Source organism: Streptomyces sp. NPDC044921 (assembly GCF_056432865.1).
The window spans coordinates 183,448-203,185 of sequence record NZ_JBWKIF010000003.1 but is presented as its reverse complement, the minus strand read 5'-3'; the positions used below and the strand labels follow the sequence as shown (position 1 = coordinate 203,185).

At 72.6% G+C, this 19,738-nt stretch carries 14 protein-coding genes and 1 pseudogene; 10 read left to right on the top strand and 5 right to left on the bottom strand.

Translation table 11 applies throughout. From position 1 onward, the window contains the following. Positions 1-6: 6 nt before the first annotated feature. Positions 7-3,201: a 1,4-alpha-glucan branching enzyme gene (glgB, locus tag AC07DA_RS06055; RefSeq protein WP_479125021.1), complete on the top strand. Its 3,195-nt coding sequence runs from the start codon at positions 7-9 to the stop codon at positions 3,199-3,201. Between the two features lie 125 nt (positions 3,202-3,326). Further along, a complete protein-coding gene (locus AC07DA_RS06050; protein WP_479125019.1) occupies positions 3,327-3,785 on the top strand; it encodes a hypothetical protein in 459 nt (152 codons plus the stop codon). Between the two features lie 89 nt (positions 3,786-3,874). On the opposite strand, the gene AC07DA_RS06045 is transcribed toward AC07DA_RS06050, so the two are convergent. The 3 genes and pseudogenes from AC07DA_RS06045 to AC07DA_RS06035 all read right to left on the bottom strand — a co-directional run bounded on the left by AC07DA_RS06045 (position 3,875) and on the right by AC07DA_RS06035 (position 8,138). Next, complete coding sequence (locus tag AC07DA_RS06045; RefSeq protein WP_479125017.1) at positions 3,875-6,106, bottom strand: HelD family protein; 2,232 nt, start codon at positions 6,104-6,106, stop codon at positions 3,875-3,877. Between the two features lie 223 nt (positions 6,107-6,329). Next, positions 6,330-6,419: pseudogene (locus tag AC07DA_RS06040) on the bottom strand (MerR family DNA-binding transcriptional regulator); the annotation flags it as partial. Between the two features lie 42 nt (positions 6,420-6,461). Continuing rightward, positions 6,462-8,138 carry a DHA2 family efflux MFS transporter permease subunit gene (locus AC07DA_RS06035; RefSeq protein WP_479125015.1) on the bottom strand — a complete coding sequence of 559 codons (1,677 nt, stop codon included), beginning with the start codon at positions 8,136-8,138 and terminating at the stop codon, positions 6,462-6,464. 109 nt (positions 8,139-8,247) lie between these two features. Between AC07DA_RS06035 and AC07DA_RS06030 the strand changes: the two genes are divergently transcribed. After that, on the top strand, positions 8,248-8,865 hold the full coding sequence (locus AC07DA_RS06030) for a TetR/AcrR family transcriptional regulator (RefSeq protein WP_479125013.1): 618 nt from the start codon (positions 8,248-8,250) through the stop codon (positions 8,863-8,865). A 141-nt stretch (positions 8,866-9,006) separates the two neighbouring features. On the opposite strand, the gene AC07DA_RS06025 is transcribed toward AC07DA_RS06030, so the two are convergent. Further along, entirely contained in the window at positions 9,007-10,401 is a 1,395-nt protein-coding gene (locus AC07DA_RS06025) for a cation:dicarboxylate symporter family transporter (RefSeq protein WP_479125012.1), read from the bottom strand. A 209-nt stretch (positions 10,402-10,610) separates the two neighbouring features. Between AC07DA_RS06025 and AC07DA_RS06020 the strand changes: the two genes are divergently transcribed. The 7 genes from AC07DA_RS06020 (at position 10,611) to AC07DA_RS05990 (ending at position 18,510) form a co-directional block, all read left to right on the top strand. Continuing rightward, the gene (locus AC07DA_RS06020; RefSeq protein ID WP_479125010.1) at positions 10,611-12,353 is read left to right on the top strand and encodes a sensor histidine kinase; all 1,743 of its coding nucleotides are present in this window, start codon (positions 10,611-10,613) and stop codon (positions 12,351-12,353) included. Continuing rightward, positions 12,350-13,048, top strand: a complete 699-nt coding sequence (locus AC07DA_RS06015) for a response regulator (protein WP_479125008.1) — start codon at positions 12,350-12,352, stop codon at positions 13,046-13,048. Before AC07DA_RS06020 ends, AC07DA_RS06015 begins: the two co-directional genes overlap by 4 nt. A 96-nt stretch (positions 13,049-13,144) precedes the next feature. Further along, entirely contained in the window at positions 13,145-14,536 is a 1,392-nt protein-coding gene (locus tag AC07DA_RS06010) for an extracellular solute-binding protein (protein WP_479125006.1), read from the top strand. Positions 14,537-14,552: 16 nt separating this feature from the next. Beyond that, on the top strand, positions 14,553-15,473 hold the full coding sequence (locus AC07DA_RS06005) for a carbohydrate ABC transporter permease (protein WP_479125004.1): 921 nt from the start codon (positions 14,553-14,555) through the stop codon (positions 15,471-15,473). 5 nt (positions 15,474-15,478) lie between these two features. After that, entirely contained in the window at positions 15,479-16,318 is an 840-nt protein-coding gene (locus tag AC07DA_RS06000) for a carbohydrate ABC transporter permease (protein ID WP_479125003.1), read from the top strand. Positions 16,319-16,400: 82 nt separating this feature from the next. Continuing rightward, the gene (locus AC07DA_RS05995; protein WP_479125002.1) at positions 16,401-17,321 is read left to right on the top strand and encodes a zinc-binding dehydrogenase; all 921 of its coding nucleotides are present in this window, start codon (positions 16,401-16,403) and stop codon (positions 17,319-17,321) included. A gap of 448 nt (positions 17,322-17,769) precedes the next feature. Further along, a complete protein-coding gene (locus AC07DA_RS05990; protein WP_479125000.1) occupies positions 17,770-18,510 on the top strand; it encodes a helix-turn-helix domain-containing protein in 741 nt (246 codons plus the stop codon). Here the strand turns inward: AC07DA_RS05990 and AC07DA_RS05985 are convergent. Continuing rightward, positions 18,507-19,532: an ATP-dependent 6-phosphofructokinase gene (locus AC07DA_RS05985; protein ID WP_479124998.1), complete on the bottom strand. Its 1,026-nt coding sequence runs from the start codon at positions 19,530-19,532 to the stop codon at positions 18,507-18,509. The genes AC07DA_RS05990 and AC07DA_RS05985 overlap by 4 nt on opposite strands. Positions 19,533-19,738: the final 206 nt, after the last annotated feature.

The window sequence follows — 19,738 nt, the reverse complement described above, 5'->3', positions numbered from 1 at the left end:
CCGCCCGTGACCCCCCGCCCTGAGTCCAGCGGCCCGCGTCCCCAGGGGACGGCCGGGGAGAAGATCCCCGAGCAGCCCACGGCCGCGCAGAAGAAGAGCGCCGCGCAGAAGACGGCGGTGCCGAAACAGGCAGCGGCCAAGAAGGGGACGGCCCCCGCGAAGAAGGCTGCCGCCAGGAAAACGGCCGCGGCGAAGACGACCGTGAAGAAGGCCACCGCGAAGAAGGCGGCGGCCGAGGAGACCACCGTCAAGGCGACGGCCGCCAAGACGGCCACCGCGAAGAAGGCCACCACCAAGAAGGCCACCGCCAAGAAGGCGGCCACGAAGACGGCTGCCGCGAAGACCGCCACCACGAAGGCGACGACCACCAAGGCGAGCCCCGGGAAGGCCGCCACCGCCAAGGCCGCCCCCGGCGAGGCGAGCACCACGAAGGCGGCCGCCACGAAGACGACCACCGCCAAGGCCGCCACCACGAAGGCGGCCGCTACGAAGGCCGCCACCACGAAGGCCGCCACCACGAAGGCGGCCGCTACGAAGGCCGCTGCCGCGAAGGCGAACGCCACCGAGGCCGCTGCCACCGGGGCCGCCCCCGCCGAGGCGAGCGCCACGAAGGCCACCACCAAGGCGGCCGCCGCGAAGGCCACGACCACCAAGGCGAATGCCGCGAAGGCCGCCGCCACCAAAGCGACCGCGGGGAAGGCCGTTGCCAAGAAGGGCCCGACGGCCAAGGCGGCGGGTACCGAGAAGGCGGTCGCCAAGAAGAGCGCGGCGAAGAGGGCGCCGGCGAGGAAGCCCGCCACGAAGAAGGCCACCGTCGCGCAGGCCGCCCCGGACCTGGCCACGCCGGACCAGGTCACCCCGCATCAGGCCACGCCAGACCAGGTCACCCCGGACCAGGTCACCCCGGGCCAGGTCACCCCGGGCCAGATCACGCCCGATCAGGTCGCTCCAGGCCCGGCCGCCCCGGACGAGGGCGCCGTCGGTCAGGTCGTGCCGCCGGAGATGGAGATCGCCGTCTCGCCCGCCGTGGACGCCGAGGACCGCGAGCGGTTGCTGAACGGCACCCACCACGACCCGCACACCGTGCTCGGCGCGCACCCCGTGCCCGGCGGCATCGCCTTCCGCGCGTTCCGGCCGTACGCCCTGTCCGTGACCGTCGTCGCCGGGGAGGTGCGGGCGGAGTTGCACGCCGACGGGGAGGGCTTCTTCTCCGGGCTGCTGCCGCTGCGGGAGGTGCCGGAGTACCGGCTGCTCGTGCAGTACGAGGGCACCCTGCTGGACACCGAGGACGCCTACCGCTTCCTGCCCACGCTCGGCGACCTCGACCTGCACCTGATCGGCGAGGGCCGGCACGAGGAGCTGTGGACGGCGCTGGGCGCGCACCCGATGACGCACCAGGGCGTGACCGGCACCCGGTTCGCGGTGTGGGCGCCGAACGCGCGCGGCGTGCGCGTGGCCGGCACCTTCAACTTCTGGGACGGCACCGGGCACGCCATGCGCTCGCTCGGCTCGTCCGGCGTGTGGGAGCTGTTCCTGCCGGACGTCGGCGAGGGAGAGCTGTACAAGTTCGAGATCACCCGGCACGACGGTTCGAAGACGATGCGCGCCGACCCGATGGCCCGCCGCACCGAGGTGCCGCCCGCCACCTCGTCGGTCATCACCTCCTCGCAGTACGAGTGGGGCGACGCCGCATGGCTGGCGCGGCGCGCCGAGGCGCCGGCGCACGAGTCGCCGTTCTCGGTGTACGAGGTCCATCTGCCGTCCTGGCGACCCGGCCTGACGTACCGTCAGCTGGCGGAGCAGCTCCCCGGCTACGTGAAGAACCTGGGCTTCACGCACGTCGAGCTGATGCCCGTCGCCGAGCACCCCTTCGGCGGCTCCTGGGGCTACCAGGTCACCGGCTTCTACGCGCCGACGGCCCGCCTGGGCACCCCGGACGACTTCCGGTACCTGGTCGACCGGCTGCACCAGGCCGGCATCGGCGTGATCATGGACTGGGTCCCGGCGCACTTCCCGCGGGACGACTGGGCGCTGGCCGAGTTCGACGGGCGCCCCCTGTACGAGCACGCGGACCCGCAGCGGGCCGCGCACCCCGACTGGGGCACGCTGGAGTTCGACTTCGGGCGCAACGAGGTACGCAACTTCCTCGTCGCCAACGCCGTGTACTGGTGCGAGGAGTTCCACATCGACGGGCTGCGCGTGGACGCCGTCGCCTCGATGCTGTACCTCGACTACTCGCGCGAGCCCGGCCAGTGGACGCCCAACGAGCACGGCGGCCGGGAGAACCTGGACGCGGTGGCGTTCCTGCAGGAGATGAACGCCACGGTGTACCGCAGGGTGCCCGGCGTGGTGACGGTCGCCGAGGAGTCCACCGCCTGGGACGGCGTCACCCGCGCCACCCACCACAAGGGCCCGAGCGGCTTCGGCGGGCTCGGCTTCGGGCTGAAGTGGAACATGGGCTGGATGCACGACTCGCTGCAGTACATGAGCCACGAGCCGGTGTACCGCAAGTACCACCACCACGAGATGACGTTCTCGATGGTGTACGCGTACAGCGAGAACTACGTCCTGCCGATCTCCCACGACGAGGTCGTGCACGGCAAGGGTTCCCTGGTGTCGAAGATGCCGGGCGACTGGTGGCAGCAGCGCGCCGGGGTCCGCTCCTACCTGGGCTACATGTGGGCCCACCCGGGCAAGCAGCTGCTGTTCATGGGCCAGGAGTTCGCGCAGGGCGCGGAGTGGTCCGAGACCCACGGACCCGACTGGTGGCTGCTCGATCCGGGCTACGGCGCGGAGGCCGACCACCGGGGCGTGCGGGACCTGGTCCGCGACCTCAACGCCGTCTACCGCGCCACCCCGGCGCTGTGGCGGCTGGACACGGACCCGGCCGGGTTCGAGTGGATCACCGGGGACGCGGCCGACGACAACGTGCTCGCCTTCCTCCGGCTGGACCCGGAGGGCAACCCGCTGCTGGCGGTGTCGAACTTCGCTCCGGTCGTCCGCCCGGACTACCGCCTGGGCGTCCCGGAGGACGTCCCGGCCTGGCACGAGGCCGTGAACACCGACGCGGCCCGCTACGGCGGCAGCGACGTCACCAACCCCGACCCCGTCAAGCCCGAGGCCCAGCCCTGGCACGGGCGTCCGGCGAGCATCCGCCTGACCCTGCCGCCGCTGGCGACGGTCTGGCTGCGCCCGGCGTAGGGGGCCTGTGACAGGGGTGTGACCGGAGCAGTGGCCTCCGTCACAGCCCGTCCGGTCCGGTAGTGGTGGGGTGGCCGCATGCGTGTCACCCCACCCTCCCGCCGGTCCGGAAAGGGCTGAGGCCCGTGCTGGTGGGCCTCGGTCTCTCGGCGGTCTGTGCCGTCGCCGCGCTCGTCGCCACCGCGGGGGCCCTCGCCATGGCGTTGCCCGGGCGGCCCGAGCCGTGGTCCGTGCATCTGCTGCGCCGGGCGGCGGCGGCCGCCGCGTGGGCGGCCGCCGCCGTGTACTGCCTCGGCCTCTTCGCCGTGCTGGACTCGGAGTGGGCCTTCGACGACGGGGCGAACTCGGTCCCGGCCCCGGCCTGCCGCGACGGTTTGGACCCGGCCACGATCGAGGGGCTGAGCCACCACCGGTCCTCGTACCTGCCGCTGCGCTTCGACTGCGTCCGCGTCGACGGCTCCGTCTACGCCAGTGACCCGTACTACGGGTGGATGAACGGGGCGACGGCGGTCCTCGCCCTGTCCGCCGCCCTGCTCGCCATCGGCGCGGGCTACGCGAGCGAGCTGCGGGCCCGCGCGTCCTGACGCTGTCGTCCTCGTCGCGCGGGGCGCCCTTCCCCACACGCGCCGACTGCGGCGGGGGGAGGGCGGCACACCGTCACGCCCTCGTCGGGCTACGCGAGTGCCTCCGCCAGGGCCTCGGGCAGCCGTCCGGTGTGCAGGACGCCGAGGCGCTGGGTGGCCCGGGTCAGCGCCACGTACAGGTCGCTGGTGCCGTACCGGGCCGGTTCGACCACCAGGACCGAGTCGAACTCCAGCCCCTTGGCCTGGCGGGGGTCGAGCAGGACGACCGTCTGCGTGAGGTCGGGTTCGGCGCCCGCCGTCACGCCGTCCAGCCGGGCGGCGATGCCCCGGTGGAGGTCGCGCGGCGCGATCACCGCGAGCCGCCCCTCGGCCGGGGTGAGATCCCCGACCGCCTTGGCGACGGCGCCCGGCAGGTCGTCGGCGGCCCGGGCCCAGGGGCGTACGCCGGTGGAGCGGACCGAACTGGGCGGCTCGAACTGCGGGTTCCCGGCGCGGACCACCGCCGCCGCCACGTCCATGATCTCGGCCGGGGTGCGGTAGTTGACGCCCAGCCGGGTGTGCTCCCAGCGGTCCTCGACGTACGGGGCGAGGATGCCCGACCAGGAACCGGCCCCGGCGGCCTCCGCGGTCTGCGCCGGGTCGCCGACCAGGGTCATCGAGCGGGTCGGGCTGCGCCGCATCAGCAGCCGCCACGCCATCGGCGACAACTCCTGCGCCTCGTCGACGATGATGTGCCCGAACGCCCAGGTGCGGTCGGCGGCGGCCCGTTCGGCGGCGCTGCGGTGGTCGTCCTCCTCGTGCCGCTCGGCGAACCGCTCGGCGTCGATGATGTCGTGCGCGGACAGCACCTCGGAGCCCTCGGGGTCGTCCTCCTCCTTGTCCTCGAACTCGTAGGTCCGGGAGGCGTACGAGACGTCCAGCACCCCCTGCGCGTAGGCGATCTGCCGCTCCCGCTCGCGTGCGGCGCGCTCCCGGGCCAGCCGGTCGTCCTCGCCGAGGAGTTCGGCCGCCTCGTCGAGCAGCGGCACGTCCGCGACGGTCCAGCGCCGGGTCACCGGGCGGCGCACGGCGTCGGCGTCCTCGGCGGACAGGAACTCCTCGGGCGCCGCGAGGAAGTCCGCGACGAGCCGCTGCGGTGTGAGCACCGGCCACAACTGGTCGATAGCCGCCCACACCTCGGGGTTCTCGGCGAGGTCGTCGCGGATCTGGGTGATGTCGCTGGGGTCGAGCAGGCTGGACCCGTCGAACGGGTCGGTGCCGATGCGCTCGGCGTACAGCTCGGTGAGGGTGTTGAGGATGTGGCCCTCGAAGTGCTCGCGGGCGGCGTTGTGCGGCAGCTTCGCGGCGCGGGTGCGTTCGCGGGCGACGTTGACCAGGCCGTCGTCGAGCATGAGGACCTCGCGGTCGTGCTCGATGGTGATGACCGGGTCGGGCAGCGCCTGCCGGCTGCGGACGACCTCGGCGAGCACGTCGGCCATGTCGGCCCGCCCCTTCACGGCGGCCGCCTCGGGCGGGTCGGTGGCGGTCGCCTTCACGCCGGGGTACAGCTCGCCGACGGTCGCGAGGAGCACGCCCGTCTCGCCGAGGGAGGGCAGCACCTCGCCGATGTAGCCGAGGAACGCCGGGTTGGGGCCGACGATCAGCACCGCGCGCTTGGCCAGCAGCTCACGGTGCTCGTAGAGCAGGTAGGCGGCGCGGTGCAGGGCGACGGCCGTCTTGCCGGTGCCCGGGCCGCCCTCCACGACCAGGACGCCGCGGTGCGGGGCGCGGATGATGCGGTCCTGGTCGGCCTGGATGGTCTGCACGATGTCGCTCATGCGGCCGGTGCGCGCGGAGTTCAGCGCGGCGAGCAGCACGGCGTCGCCGGCCGGGTCCTCGTGGCCGGTGCGGGTCTCGTCGCCGAGGTCGAGGATCTCGTCGTGCAGGTGGGTGACCCTGCGGCCCTCGGTGGCGATGTGCCGCCGGCGCCGGAGACCCATCGGGGTGTGCCCGGTGGCCAGGTAGAAAGGGCGGGCGACGTCGGCGCGCCAGTCGATCAGGACGGGCGTGCGCTCGGCGTCGTCGGTGCGCAGGCCGATGCGGCCGATGTGGTGGGTGACGCCCGAGGTGAGGTCGATCCGGCCGAAGCACAGGGAGCCGTCCACCGCGTTCAGCGCGGCGAGCAGCCCGGAGCGCTCGGCGACGAGGATGTCCCGCTCCAGTCGGGCCTGCATGGGGGTGTTGCCCTGCGCGAGCGCGTCCGTGACGGAGGTCTCGGCGTCGCCGCGCAGCGCGTCCACGCGCGCGTACAACCCGTCGATGAATTCCTGTTCCTGTCGCAATTCATCGTCCGGAAATTCGGTGTTTGACAATTCCGCTCCCGCCCGGATATACTGTGCTCACTGAACTTCACCGTGACTCCAGTCGACTTGAAGTCACGAATGAATCAATATACGCGAGAAAAGCCCCCGAGCCAATTACTCGGGGGCTTTTCCGTTCTCCGGGCCCGCCGCTCACAGCACGCCGGACAGCTCCTGGCCGGCGCCGGTGGACCGCGAGGGACGCACGTCTCGCGGGCAGCAGCCCCCGTGCCTCGTAGTACCGCAGCGTCCGCGTGGTGGTCCCGGCGCGTGCGGCCAGCTCGCCGATTCGCATGGCACCGAACGTGATCCCTGACGCCGAGGTCAAGGCAACACCTCAGCGTGCTTCGGCGTTCTCGCGCTCCTTCTCCCCGGCGGCGGGCTGCTCGGCCACCGGCTCGCCCCGGCCCGGCAGCAGCAGGGCCACGGCCACCGTACCGACGCCCAGGACCACCGCCCCGACCAGACTGGTGTGGGCGACCGCGTCGGCGAAGGAGGAGCCGACCGCGTCGGCCATCTGCCGCGCTCCGCCCGCCAGTTGTTCGGCCTGCGCCTTGAGCCGCCCGGCCTGCTGCGGGTCGCTCGCGTGTGCGGCCTGTTCGGCCAGTTGCCGCGCCTTGTCGCCGATGCCCTGCGCCACCGCGTACCCGGCGCCGACGGAGTCCTGGGCCGTCTCCAGGGAGGAGGCGGGAAGCCTGCTGCCGGCCGTCGCGTCCGAGAGGTGGCCCGAGTACGACGTGGCCAGCAGCGAGCCCAGGACCGCGATGCCGAGGGAGCCGCCGAGTTCCAGGGAGGTGTCGTTGACCGCGCCGCCGACACCGAGCTCCGACTCCGGGAACGCCCCCATGATCGCGTCCGTGCAGGGCGAGAGCGCGAGCCCGATGGCGAGGCCGAGGACGACCAGGGGCGCCACGAAGTCGCCGTACGCCGATCCGGAGTCGACCCGGGTGAGCAGGGCCAGCGCCGCCGTACCGCCGACCATGCCGGCCGTGACGGTCCACTTCATGCCGACCCGGGGCGTGAGGTACCCGGTGAGGGCCGCGCCCACGAACACGGCGCCGGCCAGCGGCAGCATCCGCACGCCGGTGTCCAGGGCGTCGTAGCCGAGGACGAACTGCAGGTGCTGCGTCAGGTAGTAGAAGGCCCCGAAGACGGCCAGGAAGAACAGGGCCACGGCGAGGTTGGAACCCGCGAACCGCCGGTCGCTGAAGCGGCGCACGTCGAGCAGCGGGCGCGGGTGGCGCAGCTCCCACACCACGAAGGCGACGAGTCCGGCGCCCGCGACGACCGCGGCCGTGGCCGCCTTGGCGCCCCAGCCGAAGTGCGGCCCCTCGATGATCATGTAGACCAGTGCCGCGATCCACACCACGGACAGCAGCCCGCCGCCGTAGTCGATGCGTCCCCGATCGGCGGCCCTGGACGGCGGGACCAGGACGAACGCGCCGACGAGGGCCAGCGCGGCGACGGGGACGTTGATCAGGAACGTCGACGACCAGCCGTGGTGCTCCAGCAGCGCCCCGGCGACCAGCGGTCCGGCCGCGATGGCCAGTCCGGCCGTGGCGGTCCACAGGGTGATGGCCCGGGCACGCTCGGCCCGCGGGAAGGTCGCCGCGAGCAGGGACAGCGTGGCGGGCATGATCATCGCGGCGCCCGCGCCCATCACGGCACGGGCGGCGATGACGGTCGCCGCGCTGTCGGCGAGGTAGCCGGAGACGGCCCCGCCGCCGAACACGAGGAGCCCGAGCACGAGCGCGCCCCGGCGGCTGTACTTGTCGCCGATCGCGCCGAGCAGCAGCATCAGCGCGGCGTAGGGGACGGTGTAGCCGTCGATGACCCACTGCAGATCGGCGCTCGACAGACCGAGGTCCTCGGTCATGGCGGGCGCGGCGACGGTGAGGGCGGTGTTCGCCATCACGATGATCAGCAGGCTCAGGCAGAGCACGAGCAGCGCCCACCAGCGGCGCGGGTAGGGGCGGTCCGTCCTCTCGGCCGGTTCGGTCACGACGAGTCGCATGGCAGGGGGCGCCTTCCTCGCTGATTTGCACATGGCTGTGCATTTACACAACGATGTGCAATCTACGCCGTTGCACAGCACTGTGCAACTCGTGCGGGGGAAGGGCACAATGACGTCCATGACCACGGGCACCACCAGCCGCGCCGACGCCAACCGGCGCCGCATCCTCGACGTCGCCCTCGCCGAGCTGCTGCGGGACCCCGACGCGTCCATGGACCAGATCGCCCGGGCGGCGGGCGTGGTGCGGCGCACCGTGTACGGGCACTTCCCGAACCGCGAGGCGCTCATCAGCACGCTCGTCGACGAGGCGGTGGAGGCCCTGTCGGCCGCGCACGCCGCGGGCCGCGAGGGCGTGGGGGACCCGGCGGAGGCGGTGGCCCGCTCGGTGCTGGCCGTGTGGGAGATCGCCGACCGGTACCGGCTGCTCATCGCGCTCGCGCAGCGCACGGTGACCATGCAGGGGATCCGGGAACGGCTCGCCCCGGTCCGGGAGACCGCCACCGGCATGCTGCGGCGCGGCCTCGACGAGGGCGTCTTCCGCTCACCGCTGCCCGCCCCGGCCCTGGCGTACGTGCACGAGCAGATGCTGGTCGCGCTGATGGAGGCGGTGAACGACGGGCTGGTGGCAGCGGAAGAGGCGGGCCGCTGCGCCGCGGTCACCATCCTGACCGCGGCGGGCGTGCCCGCCTCGACCGCCACCGGGCTGGTGGCGGAGCTGAACGACTGATTCCCGCTGTGGTTGCGTCCGGCTCAAGGGACCGGGCGGCTGAGCGACGGGGGAGCACCCAGCCGCCCGGAGTGGGGACCGGGCGGCTGAGCGACGGGGGGACACTCAGCCGCCCGGAGCCTGGCCGGGGCGGCGCGGCCGTCAGGCCTTCGCCAGCTCCTTCTCGCCACCCGGCTCGCGCACCTCGACGGGGTCGTCGGGGGCCGGGGCACCGTGCCCGTCGTCGAGCAGCGTCTTCTCGTCGAAGGGCAGCTGTCCGGCGAGGACCTGGTTGACCCGGTCCTTGTCGATCTCCTTCGTCCAGGTGCCGATCAGCACGGTGGCCACGGCGTTGCCGGCGAAGTTGGTCAGGGCGCGGGCCTCGCTCATGAAGCGGTCGATGCCGACGATGAGGCCGATGCCGTCCACCAGGGCGGGCTTGTGCGACTGCAGACCACCGGCCAGGGTCGCAAGCCCGGCGCCGGTGACACCGGCGGCGCCCTTGGAGGCGACCAGCAGGAACAGCAGCAGCGGGATCTGCTCGCCGACGGACATCGGGGTGCCCATGGCGTCGGCGATGAACAGCGAGGCCATGGTCATGTAGATCATGGTGCCGTCGAGGTTGAAGGAGTAGCCGGTCGGGACGGTGATGCCGACCACCGGCTTGCTGACGCCCAGGTGCTCCATCTTCGCGATGAGCCGCGGCAGCGCGGACTCGGAGGAGGAGGTGGACAGGATCAGCAGGAACTCCCGGCCGAGGTACTTGAACAGCGTGAGGATGTTCAGGCCGGAGATCACGCGCAGCAGGACGCCGAGCACGATGAAGACGAAGAGGAAGCAGGTGACGTAGAAGCCGAGCATCAGCACGGCGAGGCTCTTGAGCGCGTCCAGGCCGGCGGAGCCGGTGACGGCGGCGATGGCGCCGAAGGCACCGATCGGGGCGGCCCACATCACCATGGCGAGGATGCGGAAGACGAGCCGCTGGATGTGCTCGATGCCGCGCAGGATGGGCTGGCCGGCCGAGCCCATGCCCTGCAGCGCGAAACCGGCGAGCAGGGCGATCAGCAGGGTCTGCAGCACCGACTCGTTGGTGAAGGCGGAGACGATCGTGGTCGGGATGATGCCGAGCAGGAACTCGGTGGTGTCCTTGGCCTCGGCGTCGACCTGCGCGTGACCGGCGTCCTTGACCGCGTCGGTGACGGCGAGGCCCGTGCCCGGCTCCAGGATGTTGCCGACGATCAGGCCGATGCTCAGGGCGACCAGCGACATCACCATGAAGTAGCCGAGGGCGATGCCGCCGACGGCGCCGACCTTGGCGGCCTTGCGCACCGAGCCGATGCCCAGCACGATCGTGCAGAAGATGATCGGCGAGATCATCATCTTGATCAGGTTCACGAAGCCCGTGCCGATGGGCTTGAGCTCGACAGCGAAGTCGGGTGCGGCCAGACCCACCGCGATACCGGCGGCGACCGCGATGATCACCGCGATGTAGAGGTAGTGCGTGCGGTCCCGCTTGGTTTTGGGTGCGGCAGGTGCCGTATCGGCTGCGCTGGTCACGGCGGCCCTCCTTGACGACGTCGTCGGCATCACCGGCGTGCGGCTCACGTCCGGGAAAGCTCCGGGAAAAATCCGGGGAACTGCGGGGAACAGGGAGCGGGGCTCCCGGAGCTGCGTTATGGGGAATGCCGTGACTATGTCGTGCGCTGTGAGCGCGGTCACCCTTCCGTTCATTTAGTTCACAATCGGCCACGGTGCAGACTGACGGCATGCGCCTCACCGTCCCCCGACCCCGCAGCCTGGCGGGCCAGCTCTTCGCCATGCAGGCCGTACTGATAGCGGTCGTCGTGGCCGGATACGCGCTGTTCACCTACGTCAGCGACCGCAGCCAGGCCGAGGAGGCCGCGGCGCGCCAGGCCCGGGCGGTGGCGCGCTCCGTCGCCGACTCCCCGTCCGTGCTGGCGGCGACCCGCACCCCCGACCCGACCGCCGAGCTGCAGCCCTACGCCCTGCGGGTGATGCGGGACACCGAGGTCGACTTCGTCACGATCATGGATCCGCGGGGCATCCGCTGGACGCACCCGGACCCGAGACGGATCGGCCAGACCTTCCAGGGCCACACCGACAAGGCGCTGCGCGGCCAGACCTTCACCGAGACCTACACCGGCACGCTCGGCCCCTCGGTCCGGGCGGTCACGCCGATCCAGGACGGTTCGCGCGTGGTCGGCCTGGTGAGCGCGGGCATCCGGGTCGAGGAGATCACCCAGCGGGTCCAGGAGCAGCTCACGGCCCTGCTCGGCGTCGCGGCCGGCGCGCTGGTGCTGGGCGCGGTCGGCACGTACGTCATCAACGCCCGGCTGCGCCGGCACACCCACGGCATGAACGCCGCCGAGCTGAGCCGGATGCACGACTACCACCAGGCCGCCCTGCACGCGGTGCGCGAGGGGCTGCTGATGCTGGACGGGCAGTACCGTGTGGCGCTGATCAACGACGGAGGGCGGGAGCTGCTCGGCGTGGCCGACGACGTGGTGGGCAGGTCGGTGGCCCAGCTGGGGCTGCCCGCCCCGCTGACGGGCGCGCTGCTGTCCTCGGAGCCGCGGGTGGACGAGGTGCATCTGACGGCCTCCCGGGTCCTGGTGGTCAACACCTCCCCGGTGTCGGGCGGCGAGCGGCGCGGTACCGTCGTGACGCTGCGCGATGTCACCGAACTACAGGCGCTCATGGGTGAGTTGGACTCCGAGCGGGGCTTCACCCAGGCGCTGCGCTCGCAGGCGCACGAGGCGGCGAACCGGCTGCACACGGTCGTCTCGCTGATCGAGCTGGGCCGGGCGGAGGAGGCGGTGGAGTTCGCGACGGCCGAGCTGGAACTGGCCCAGGCGCTGACCGACCAGGTCGTGGCGGCGGTGAGCGAGCCGGTGCTCGCGGCGCTGCTGCTGGGCAAGACCGCCCAGGCGAACGAGCGGGGCGTGGAGCTGGTGGTGTCGGAGGACAGCAGCCTCGACGACGGCCTGCTGCCCGAGACCCTGCCGGCGCGGGACCTGGTGACGATCCTCGGCAACCTCATCGACAACGCCGTGGACGCCGCACAGGGCAGCGTGCGGGCCCGGGTGACGGTGGCCGCCTACACCGAGGCCGCGGGCGGCTGCCCGCGGCTGGTGATGCGGGTGTCGGACACGGGCCCGGGCGTGGATCCCGAGCACGCCGAGGCGGTCTTCCAGCGGGGCTTCACGACCAAGCCCGCCGGCCCGGGCGGCCGGGGGCTGGGCCTGGCGCTGGTCCGGCAGGCGGCGCACCGGCACGGAGGGACGCTGTCGGTGGCGCAGGCCGACGGCGGCGGGGCACAGTTCGAGGTACGGCTGCCGCTGAGCGGGGCGGTGGGCGCGTCGCCCGGCGACCTCGCCCGGGGCGGCTCGGCACCGGCGGGCGTGGCCGCCGCGCTCCCGCTGCCCGCGGGGCCCGTGCCCGGGTCCTCCGGGGGCCCGACGTCCAAGGCCTCTGGAGGCGACGCATGACGAGCGACCCGACGAGACAGAAGGCCATCCGCGTCCTGGTCGTGGAGGACGACCCGGTCGCCGCCGACGCGCACGTCCTCTACGTGGGCCGGGTGCCCGGATTCGTCGCCGTGGGCAAGGCGCACACGGGCGCGGAGGCCCGCCGGGCCCTGGAGCGCACCCCCGTCGACCTGCTCCTGCTCGACCTGCACCTGCCGGACGTGCACGGGCTGCAACTGGCCCGCTCCCTGCGCGCGGCCGGCCACCACGCCGACGTGATAGCGGTGACGTCGGCCCGCGACCTGGCCGTGGTGCGCGAGGGCGTCTCGCTCGGGGTCGTGCAGTACGTGCTGAAGCCGTTCACGTTCGCGACCCTGCGCGACCGGCTGGTGCGGTACGCGGAGTTCCACGCGGCGGTCGGCGAGGCCAGCGGCCAGGACGAGGTGGACCGGGCGCTCGCCGCCCTGCGCGCCCCGGGCCCCGCCGCCCTGCCCAAGGGCCTGAGCGCGCCGACCCTGGAGCGCGTGACGCTCGCCCTGCGCGACAGCGCGGAGGGCCTCACGGCCGCGGGCGTGGCCGAGAGCGTGGGCATCTCCCGCATCACCGCCCGGCGCTACCTGGAACACCTCGTCGACGCGGGCCGCGCGGCCCGCCGCCCGCAGTACGGCACCGTCGGGCGGCCGGAGTTGCAGTACCGCTGGGTCTCCGGTCAGTGACGGCCCACCAGCCGCGGGCCAAACCCGCCGCACGCGCATTGACCTGACTAGACCATCCAACTTAGGTTCACGACGCAGCCACCCGGCCACAACGACGTGCGTCCGCAGGAGGTCGTGCCCGTGCGCCCCACCGCCGCCCTCACCCCCCTCGCCGCCCTGGTCCTCGCCGCCACGGCCCTCACCGCGTGCGGTGGGGGATCCGGCAGCGACCCGGACACCGTGAAGGTCTCCTTCAAGCAGTCCACGGACAACTCCGTGAAGGTGATGGACACCTATCTCGCGGACATCAAGGAGCAGTTCGAGAAGGCCCACCCGGGCAAGAAGGTCGAGCTGGTCCCGATCAAGGCACCGGACTCGGAGTACTACACCAAGCTCCAGCAGATGCTCCGCTCCCCCAGGACCGCCCCCGACCTGGTCTACGAGGACACGTTCCTCATCAACTCGGACATCACCAGCGGCTACTTGAAGCCCCTCGACGCCTACCTCGCCAAGTGGCCCGACTGGAACCGGTTCTTCGACACGGCGAAGGCGGCCGCCCGGGGCGAGGACGGCAAGACGTACGGGGTCCCCGACGGCACCGACACCCGCGGCCTCTGGTTCGACAAGGACGTCTTCGCCAAGGCGGGACTGCCCGCCGACTGGCAGCCGAAGACCTGGGACGACGTCCTCACCGCCGCCCGCGCCATCAAGCGGAAGGTCCCCGGCGTCATCCCCCTCAACGTCTACACGGGCAAGCCGGTCGGCGAGGCCGCCACCATGCAGACCTTCGAGATGCTCCTGTACGGCACGAACGACGGCCGTACGGACCCCCTGTACGACAAGTCGAGCAAGAAGTGGATCGCCGGCGGGCAGGGCTTCGAGGACGCGCTCGCCTTCGTCGAGACGGTCTACCGGGAGAAGCTCGGCCCGGACGTCTCCGACGCGCTCGACCCCAACGTCATGACCCGCGTGCGCGGCGAGTGGCTGCCGCAGGGCAGGCTCGGCATCGCCCTCGACGGCTCCTGGCTCCCGCAGGACTGGCTGCCCGGCGGCGGCCACGAGTGGCCCGAGTGGTCCGGGGAACTGGGCCTGGCCGCCATGCCGACCCAGCACGGCCAGGCGCCCGGCAAGGTGAGCATGTCCGGCGGCTGGACCTGGTCCATCCCCGCCAGGGCCGGCAACCCGGACCTGGCGTTCGAGTTCGTCAAGACCCTGCAGACCAAGGCCAACGCGCAGAAGTGGTACATCGCCAACTCGGGCATCGCCGTCCGCGAGGACGTCGCCGAGGACCCGGCGTACGTCGAGGCGCAGCCCGGCATCGAGTTCTTCACCGACCTGGTGGCCTCGACCCACTACCGCCCGGCCTACCCGGCGTACCCGAAGGTCTCCACGGCCATCCAGGAGGCGATGGAGAGCGTCACCACGGGCGACGCCTCGGTCGACGAGGCCACGCGCGCCTACACGGACGCCCTCAAGGACGCGACGGACAACCAGGTGGTGGAGCGGTGAACCGGGACCGCCGCGCATGACCGCCACCGCACCGCCCCCGCCGCTCGCCAGGACATCCCGGCGCCCGCGCCCGGCACGCGGCCCCCGCCCGCCGGTGCGGGCCCTGCCGCTGGTCCCCGCTGTCGTCCTGCTGCTCCTCTTCCTGGCCGGCCCGATCGCGTACTGCGTCTGGATCGCCTTCACCGACCTCCAGCTCACCGGCCAGGCCGAGGAGTCGTTCGTCGGCTTCGACAACTTCACCCGGGCCTTCGGGGACGAGGCGTTCCTCAACGCCGTGTGGCTGACGCTGGTGTTCACGGTCCTGTCGGCACTGGTCGGGCAGAACACCCTCGGCCTGGCGCTGGCCGCGCTGATGCGGCGCGCCTCGAAACCGGTCCGCACCCTGACCGGCGGCATCGTGGTCACGGCCTGGGTCCTGCCGGAGGTCGTGGCGGGCTTCCTGCTCTACGCGTTCTTCCGCCGCGAGGGGACCCTGAACGCCGTCCTGGACTGGCTGCACCTGCCCTCCCAGAACTGGCTGTACACCCTGCCCATCCTGGCGGTGTCCTTCGCCAACGTCTGGCGGGGCACGGCCTTCTCGATGCTGGTCTACTCGGCCGCGCTGCGGGAGATCCCGCAGGAGATCACCGAGGCGGCCGAGGTCGACGGGGCGGGCGGCTGGCGCCGCATGTGGCACATCACCCTGCCCATGATCCGCCGCTCCATCGGCACCAACCTGATGCTCAACACCCTGCAGACGCTCTCGGTCTTCGGCCTGATCTGGGTGATGACCCGGGGCGGCCCGGGCGGCCGGAGCCAGACGCTGCCGCTGTTCATGTACGAACAGGCCTTCCAGAACAGCCTGATCGGCTACGGCACGGCGGTCGCCCTGCTCCTGCTGCTGGTCGGCTCCCTCTTCTCCCTCCTCTACCTGCGCCTGCTGCGGACGGAGGTCTGACCCGCGTGGCCGTTTTTCTCGCCTCCCGCCGCACGACCCGCCGCCTGGCCGCGGACGCGGGCCTGCTGGTGGTCGCCGCGGCGTTCGTCCTGCCCCTGGCGTGGGTCGTCCTCTCGGCCCTCGACCCGGGCGCCGGCCTCCGGGTGAAGGCGCCCGACGGCCTGACCCTGGACCACTTCGACGCGATCCTGACCCCCGAGATCACCTTCAGGCCCCTGCTCAACAGCCTGATCCTGTGCGGCGGCGCGACGCTGCTGACGGTGGTCTGCGCGGCGCTGGCCGCCTACCCCCTGTCCCGCTTCCGCTCCCGCTTCAACCGGCCGTTCCTGCTGACGATCCTCTTCGCCACCAGCCTGCCGATCACGGCGGTCATGGTCCCGGTCTACGCGCTCTTCGTACAGGTCGACCTGATCGACACCGTGCACGGCACGATCCTCTTCTTCGCCGCGTCCCAACTTCCCTTCGCCATCTGGCTGATGAAGAACTTCATGGACGGCGTCCCGAAGGAGCTGGAGGAGGCGGCCTGGACGGACGGCGCCTCCTCCCTGCAGTCCCTCGTCCGCGTCGTACTGCCCCTGATGGGCCCGGGCGTGGCCGTCGTGACCGTCTTCTGCTTCGTCATGATGTGGGGCAACTTCTTCGTCCCCTTCATGCTCCTGCTCACCCCCGACCAGATGCCGGCGTCGGTCAGCATCAACGACTTCTTCGGCAACCGCGGCATGGTGGCCTACGGCCGGCTGGCCGCGTTCTCCCTCGTCTACTCCACCCCGGTGATCCTGCTGTACGTCCTGATCGCGGGGCGTCTGGGCGGGGGCTTCGCGCTGGGCGGGGCGGTGAAGGGCTGAGCGGGGCCGGGAAGCGATGGGGGGCGCCGGCTGTTGCACGTCATGATCGCGACGTCCGTCGCGGTCGGCAGAAGGGGGAGACATGTCCGTCCGCGCTCTCGTCGTCGATCCGGCGGCGCCCGTGGCCGTCCGTCTGGGCCGGGTCACCGAGCCCGTGCCCGGGCCGCACCAGGTCCTGCTGGAGGTCTCGCACGCCTCGCTGAACTACGGCGACCTCAACGACGCCCGCTCCGGACGCGTCCCGGTGGGGGCGGTGCTCGGGTCGGACGCCACCGGCGTGGTGGTCCGGGCCGCGGCCGACGGGACGGGGCCGGCGGTGGGCACGCGGGTGGTGGCCCTGACCTCGGGGGCCTTCGCCGAGCGCGTCGCGGTCGACGTGGCCGCGCTCGCCGAGGTGCCCCGGGGGCTGGACCCGGCGAAGGCGGTGGCCCTGCCGGTCGCCGGAGTGGCGGCCCTGCGGTCGCTGCGGGCCGCCGGACTCGCGCCCGGCAAGAGGGTGCTGGTCACCGGGGCGTCCGGCGGGGTCGGCCGGTTCGCCGTCCAGCTGGCGGCCCGGGCCGCGGCCCACGTGATCGCGTCCGTGGGCTCGGCCGCCCGCGCCGAGGGGCTGACCGGGGCCGGTGCCGACGAGGTGCTGATCGGGCTGGAAGACCTGGGCGAGCCGGTGGACATCGTCATCGACAGCGTCGGCGGTCCCCAACTCGTCGCCGCCTGGGGTCTGCTCGCGCCCGGCGGCAGCATCCAGAGCGTCGGCTGGACCTCCGGGGAACCGGCGGTCTTCCCGCCGTACGCGACCGTCGGCCCGGCCAAGTCGCTGTCCTCCTTCGTCATCGACTCGGACGCGGGTGCGGACCTGGCCGTCCTCGCCGGGCTGGCCGCCGAGGGGGCCCTCGTCGTCGAGACCGGCTGGCAGGGCCCGTGGGACCGGTTCGACGAGGCGGCCGAGGCGCTGCGCGGACGCCGGGTCCGCGGGAAGGCGGTCCTGGAGGTGACGTCCCGCTGACGCCGGGCCGGGCGGCCCGATCCCGCACGACCGGCAGTCCGACGGCCCGGCGGTCACGCATCGCCGGGCCGGACGTCCCCGCCCGAAGGGCGGAGCGAACGGATCGCGCCGCGGCTTTCCCCCCGTAGCCGCCCCGCGGAGGAGCCGGCCGCGGCGTACTGCCCTGCGGTGTCCGCCCATGCGAACGACACCCGGGCCGCCCCGGGCGCGTCCGCCGCAGCGGGCGGCCCGGACGCCCGCTGCGCGAATATGCCCGCTGAGCTTGCCGTTCACCGGAGTCACGGCCTCCCGGGGGGCGCGTCACCGAACGGGACGCCGTACTCGTCCGCACATCCGTCCGCCGGACTGGGGACCTTCGGCTCCGGCGAACCCGCCGGTAGCCGTAGCTTCCTACAATCCGTGATCCTGGCCGAACCGACCGTAGTCGCCGCGGTCCCGCACCCCTAGCTTGTGGCCCGTGCGCCGACCTTCACCCCACCCGGGCCAGCCCTCCCCCGCGACGGCTCCGCCCTTCGACGCCGCCGCCGCCCGCCGGCTGCGCGCGGCGCTCGGCATGGCCCCCGAGCACGTCGCCCACGGCATGCGCGTCTCGTACGGGCACGCGCACGTCTCCCCGGACCACGTCATCGCCTGGGAGCGCGGGATCACGGCCCCGAGCAACGCCGAGCTGACCGCCCTCGCGGGCGTGCTGTGGTGCTCGCCCGCCGAACTCATCGGCAGGCCGCGCACCCTGCGCGAACACCGCATCGCCCGCCGCCTCGCCCCGGAGGACGTGGCCCGGGCCGTGGGGCACGACGTCCAGGCGTACCTGCGCATGGAGGAGACCGACAGCTGGCGCGGCACCGAGCGGCAGTCCGCCGCGCTCGCCGAGCTGCTCGGCCTGGGCCTGCCCGACTTCGTCACCGTCACGGGCCGCGACGCCCGGCTCGGCGGCCTGCTGCGCAGCGCGGCCACCACCCGCTGGCAGGCCTACGTACGCCCGGTGGCCCGGCTGGTCCCGCTGGACCGGCGGTTCCTGGAGGGCGCCCTGCGGAGCCTGCACGAGGACTACCAGGGGCACATGGCCGCCACCCTGAGCTGGGGTGGCGGCAGCGGTGACGCGGGCGGAGCCGGCCAGGACTTCCTCGACCGGATCGTGGAGCACTTCTGGACGAAGCTCCAGGACGACGGCGGCCGGGAGGGTGTCTAGAACACCGACTCGGCCTCGTCCATGCGGTCCTTGGGCACGGTCTTCAGCTCGGTCACGGCCTCGGCGAGCGGCACCATCACGATGTCCGTCCCGCGCAGCGCGGTCATCCGGCCGAACTCGCCCCGGTGCGCCGCCTCCACCGCGTGCCAGCCGAACCGGGTGGCGAGGACCCGGTCGTACGCGGTCGGCGTCCCACCGCGCTGGACGTGGCCCAGGATGACCGGCTTGGCCTCCTTGCCCAGCCGTCGCTCCAGCTCGTGGGCGAGGGCCGCACCGATGCCCTGGAAGCGCTCGTGACCGAACTTGTCTATGGCGCCCTTGCCGTAGTCCATGGTGCCGTCGACCGGGTGGGCACCCTCGGCGACGCACACCACCGCGAACTTCTTGCCGCGGGCGAAGCGCTCCTCGACCATCTTCACGAGGTCGGCCGGGTCGAAGGGCCGCTCCGGCAGGCAGATCCCGTGCGCGCCGGCGGCCATGCCGGACTCCAGCGCGATCCAGCCCGCGTGCCGGCCCATGACCTCCACGACCATCACCCGCTGGTGGGACTCGGCGGTGGTCTTCAGGCGGTCCATCGCCTCGGTGGCGACGCCGACCGCGGTGTCGAAGCCGAAGGTGCGGTCCGTGGAGGAGATGTCGTTGTCGATCGTCTTCGGCACGCCCACGACGGGCAGCCCCGCGTCGGACAGCATCCGGGCGGCCGTCAGGGTGCCCTCGCCGCCGATCGGGATGAGCGCGTCGATGCCGAACTCGTGGATCATGTCCGAGGCGTTCTCGCAGGCCTCGCGGAGCCGGTCGCGCTCCAGCCGGGACGAGCCGAGGATGGTGCCGCCGCGGGCGAGGATGCCGCTGACCGCGTTCAGGTCGAGGGCGCGGTAGCGGCCGTCGAGGAGGCCGGCGTACCCGTCCTCGAAGCCGATGACCTCGTCGCCGTAGTTGTCGACCGCCCGGTGCACGACCGACCGGATCACGGCGTTCAGGCCGGGGCAGTCGCCGCCTGCGGTGAGAACTCCGATACGCATCGTGCTGTGTCTCCTGCTCGCTGTGGATACCGGTGAGCCACTGCCGATTGTTTCACGCCCCACAGCCCTCCGTGCTACCCCACTCTGACGGGCGCCTTATATAGCGGCAGAGGTATTGTCAAGAGGGTTCTGCTCACCTCGGTGGGCGATTTTTGTGCCCTCGGCTGGATAGCCGTCACCTTGTGCCGGACAGCCGTCGGCTCGAT

Bases quoted from the DNA above. Each gene is read 5' to 3' on its own strand.
- AC07DA_RS06005 (WP_479125004.1), top strand. From the start codon at position 14,553: ATGACCGCCACCGCACCGCCCCCGCCGCTCGCCAGGACATCCCGGCGC.
- AC07DA_RS06030 (WP_479125013.1), top strand. From the start codon at position 8,248: ATGACGTCCATGACCACGGGCACCACCAGCCGCGCCGACGCCAACCGG.
- AC07DA_RS06020 (WP_479125010.1), top strand. From the start codon at position 10,611: ATGCGCCTCACCGTCCCCCGACCCCGCAGCCTGGCGGGCCAGCTCTTC.
- AC07DA_RS06015 (WP_479125008.1), top strand. From the start codon at position 12,350: ATGACGAGCGACCCGACGAGACAGAAGGCCATCCGCGTCCTGGTCGTG.
- AC07DA_RS06035 (WP_479125015.1), bottom strand. From the start codon at position 8,138: ATGCGACTCGTCGTGACCGAACCGGCCGAGAGGACGGACCGCCCCTAC.
- AC07DA_RS05995 (WP_479125002.1), top strand. From the start codon at position 16,401: ATGTCCGTCCGCGCTCTCGTCGTCGATCCGGCGGCGCCCGTGGCCGTC.
- AC07DA_RS05985 (WP_479124998.1), bottom strand. From the start codon at position 19,532: ATGCGTATCGGAGTTCTCACCGCAGGCGGCGACTGCCCCGGCCTGAAC.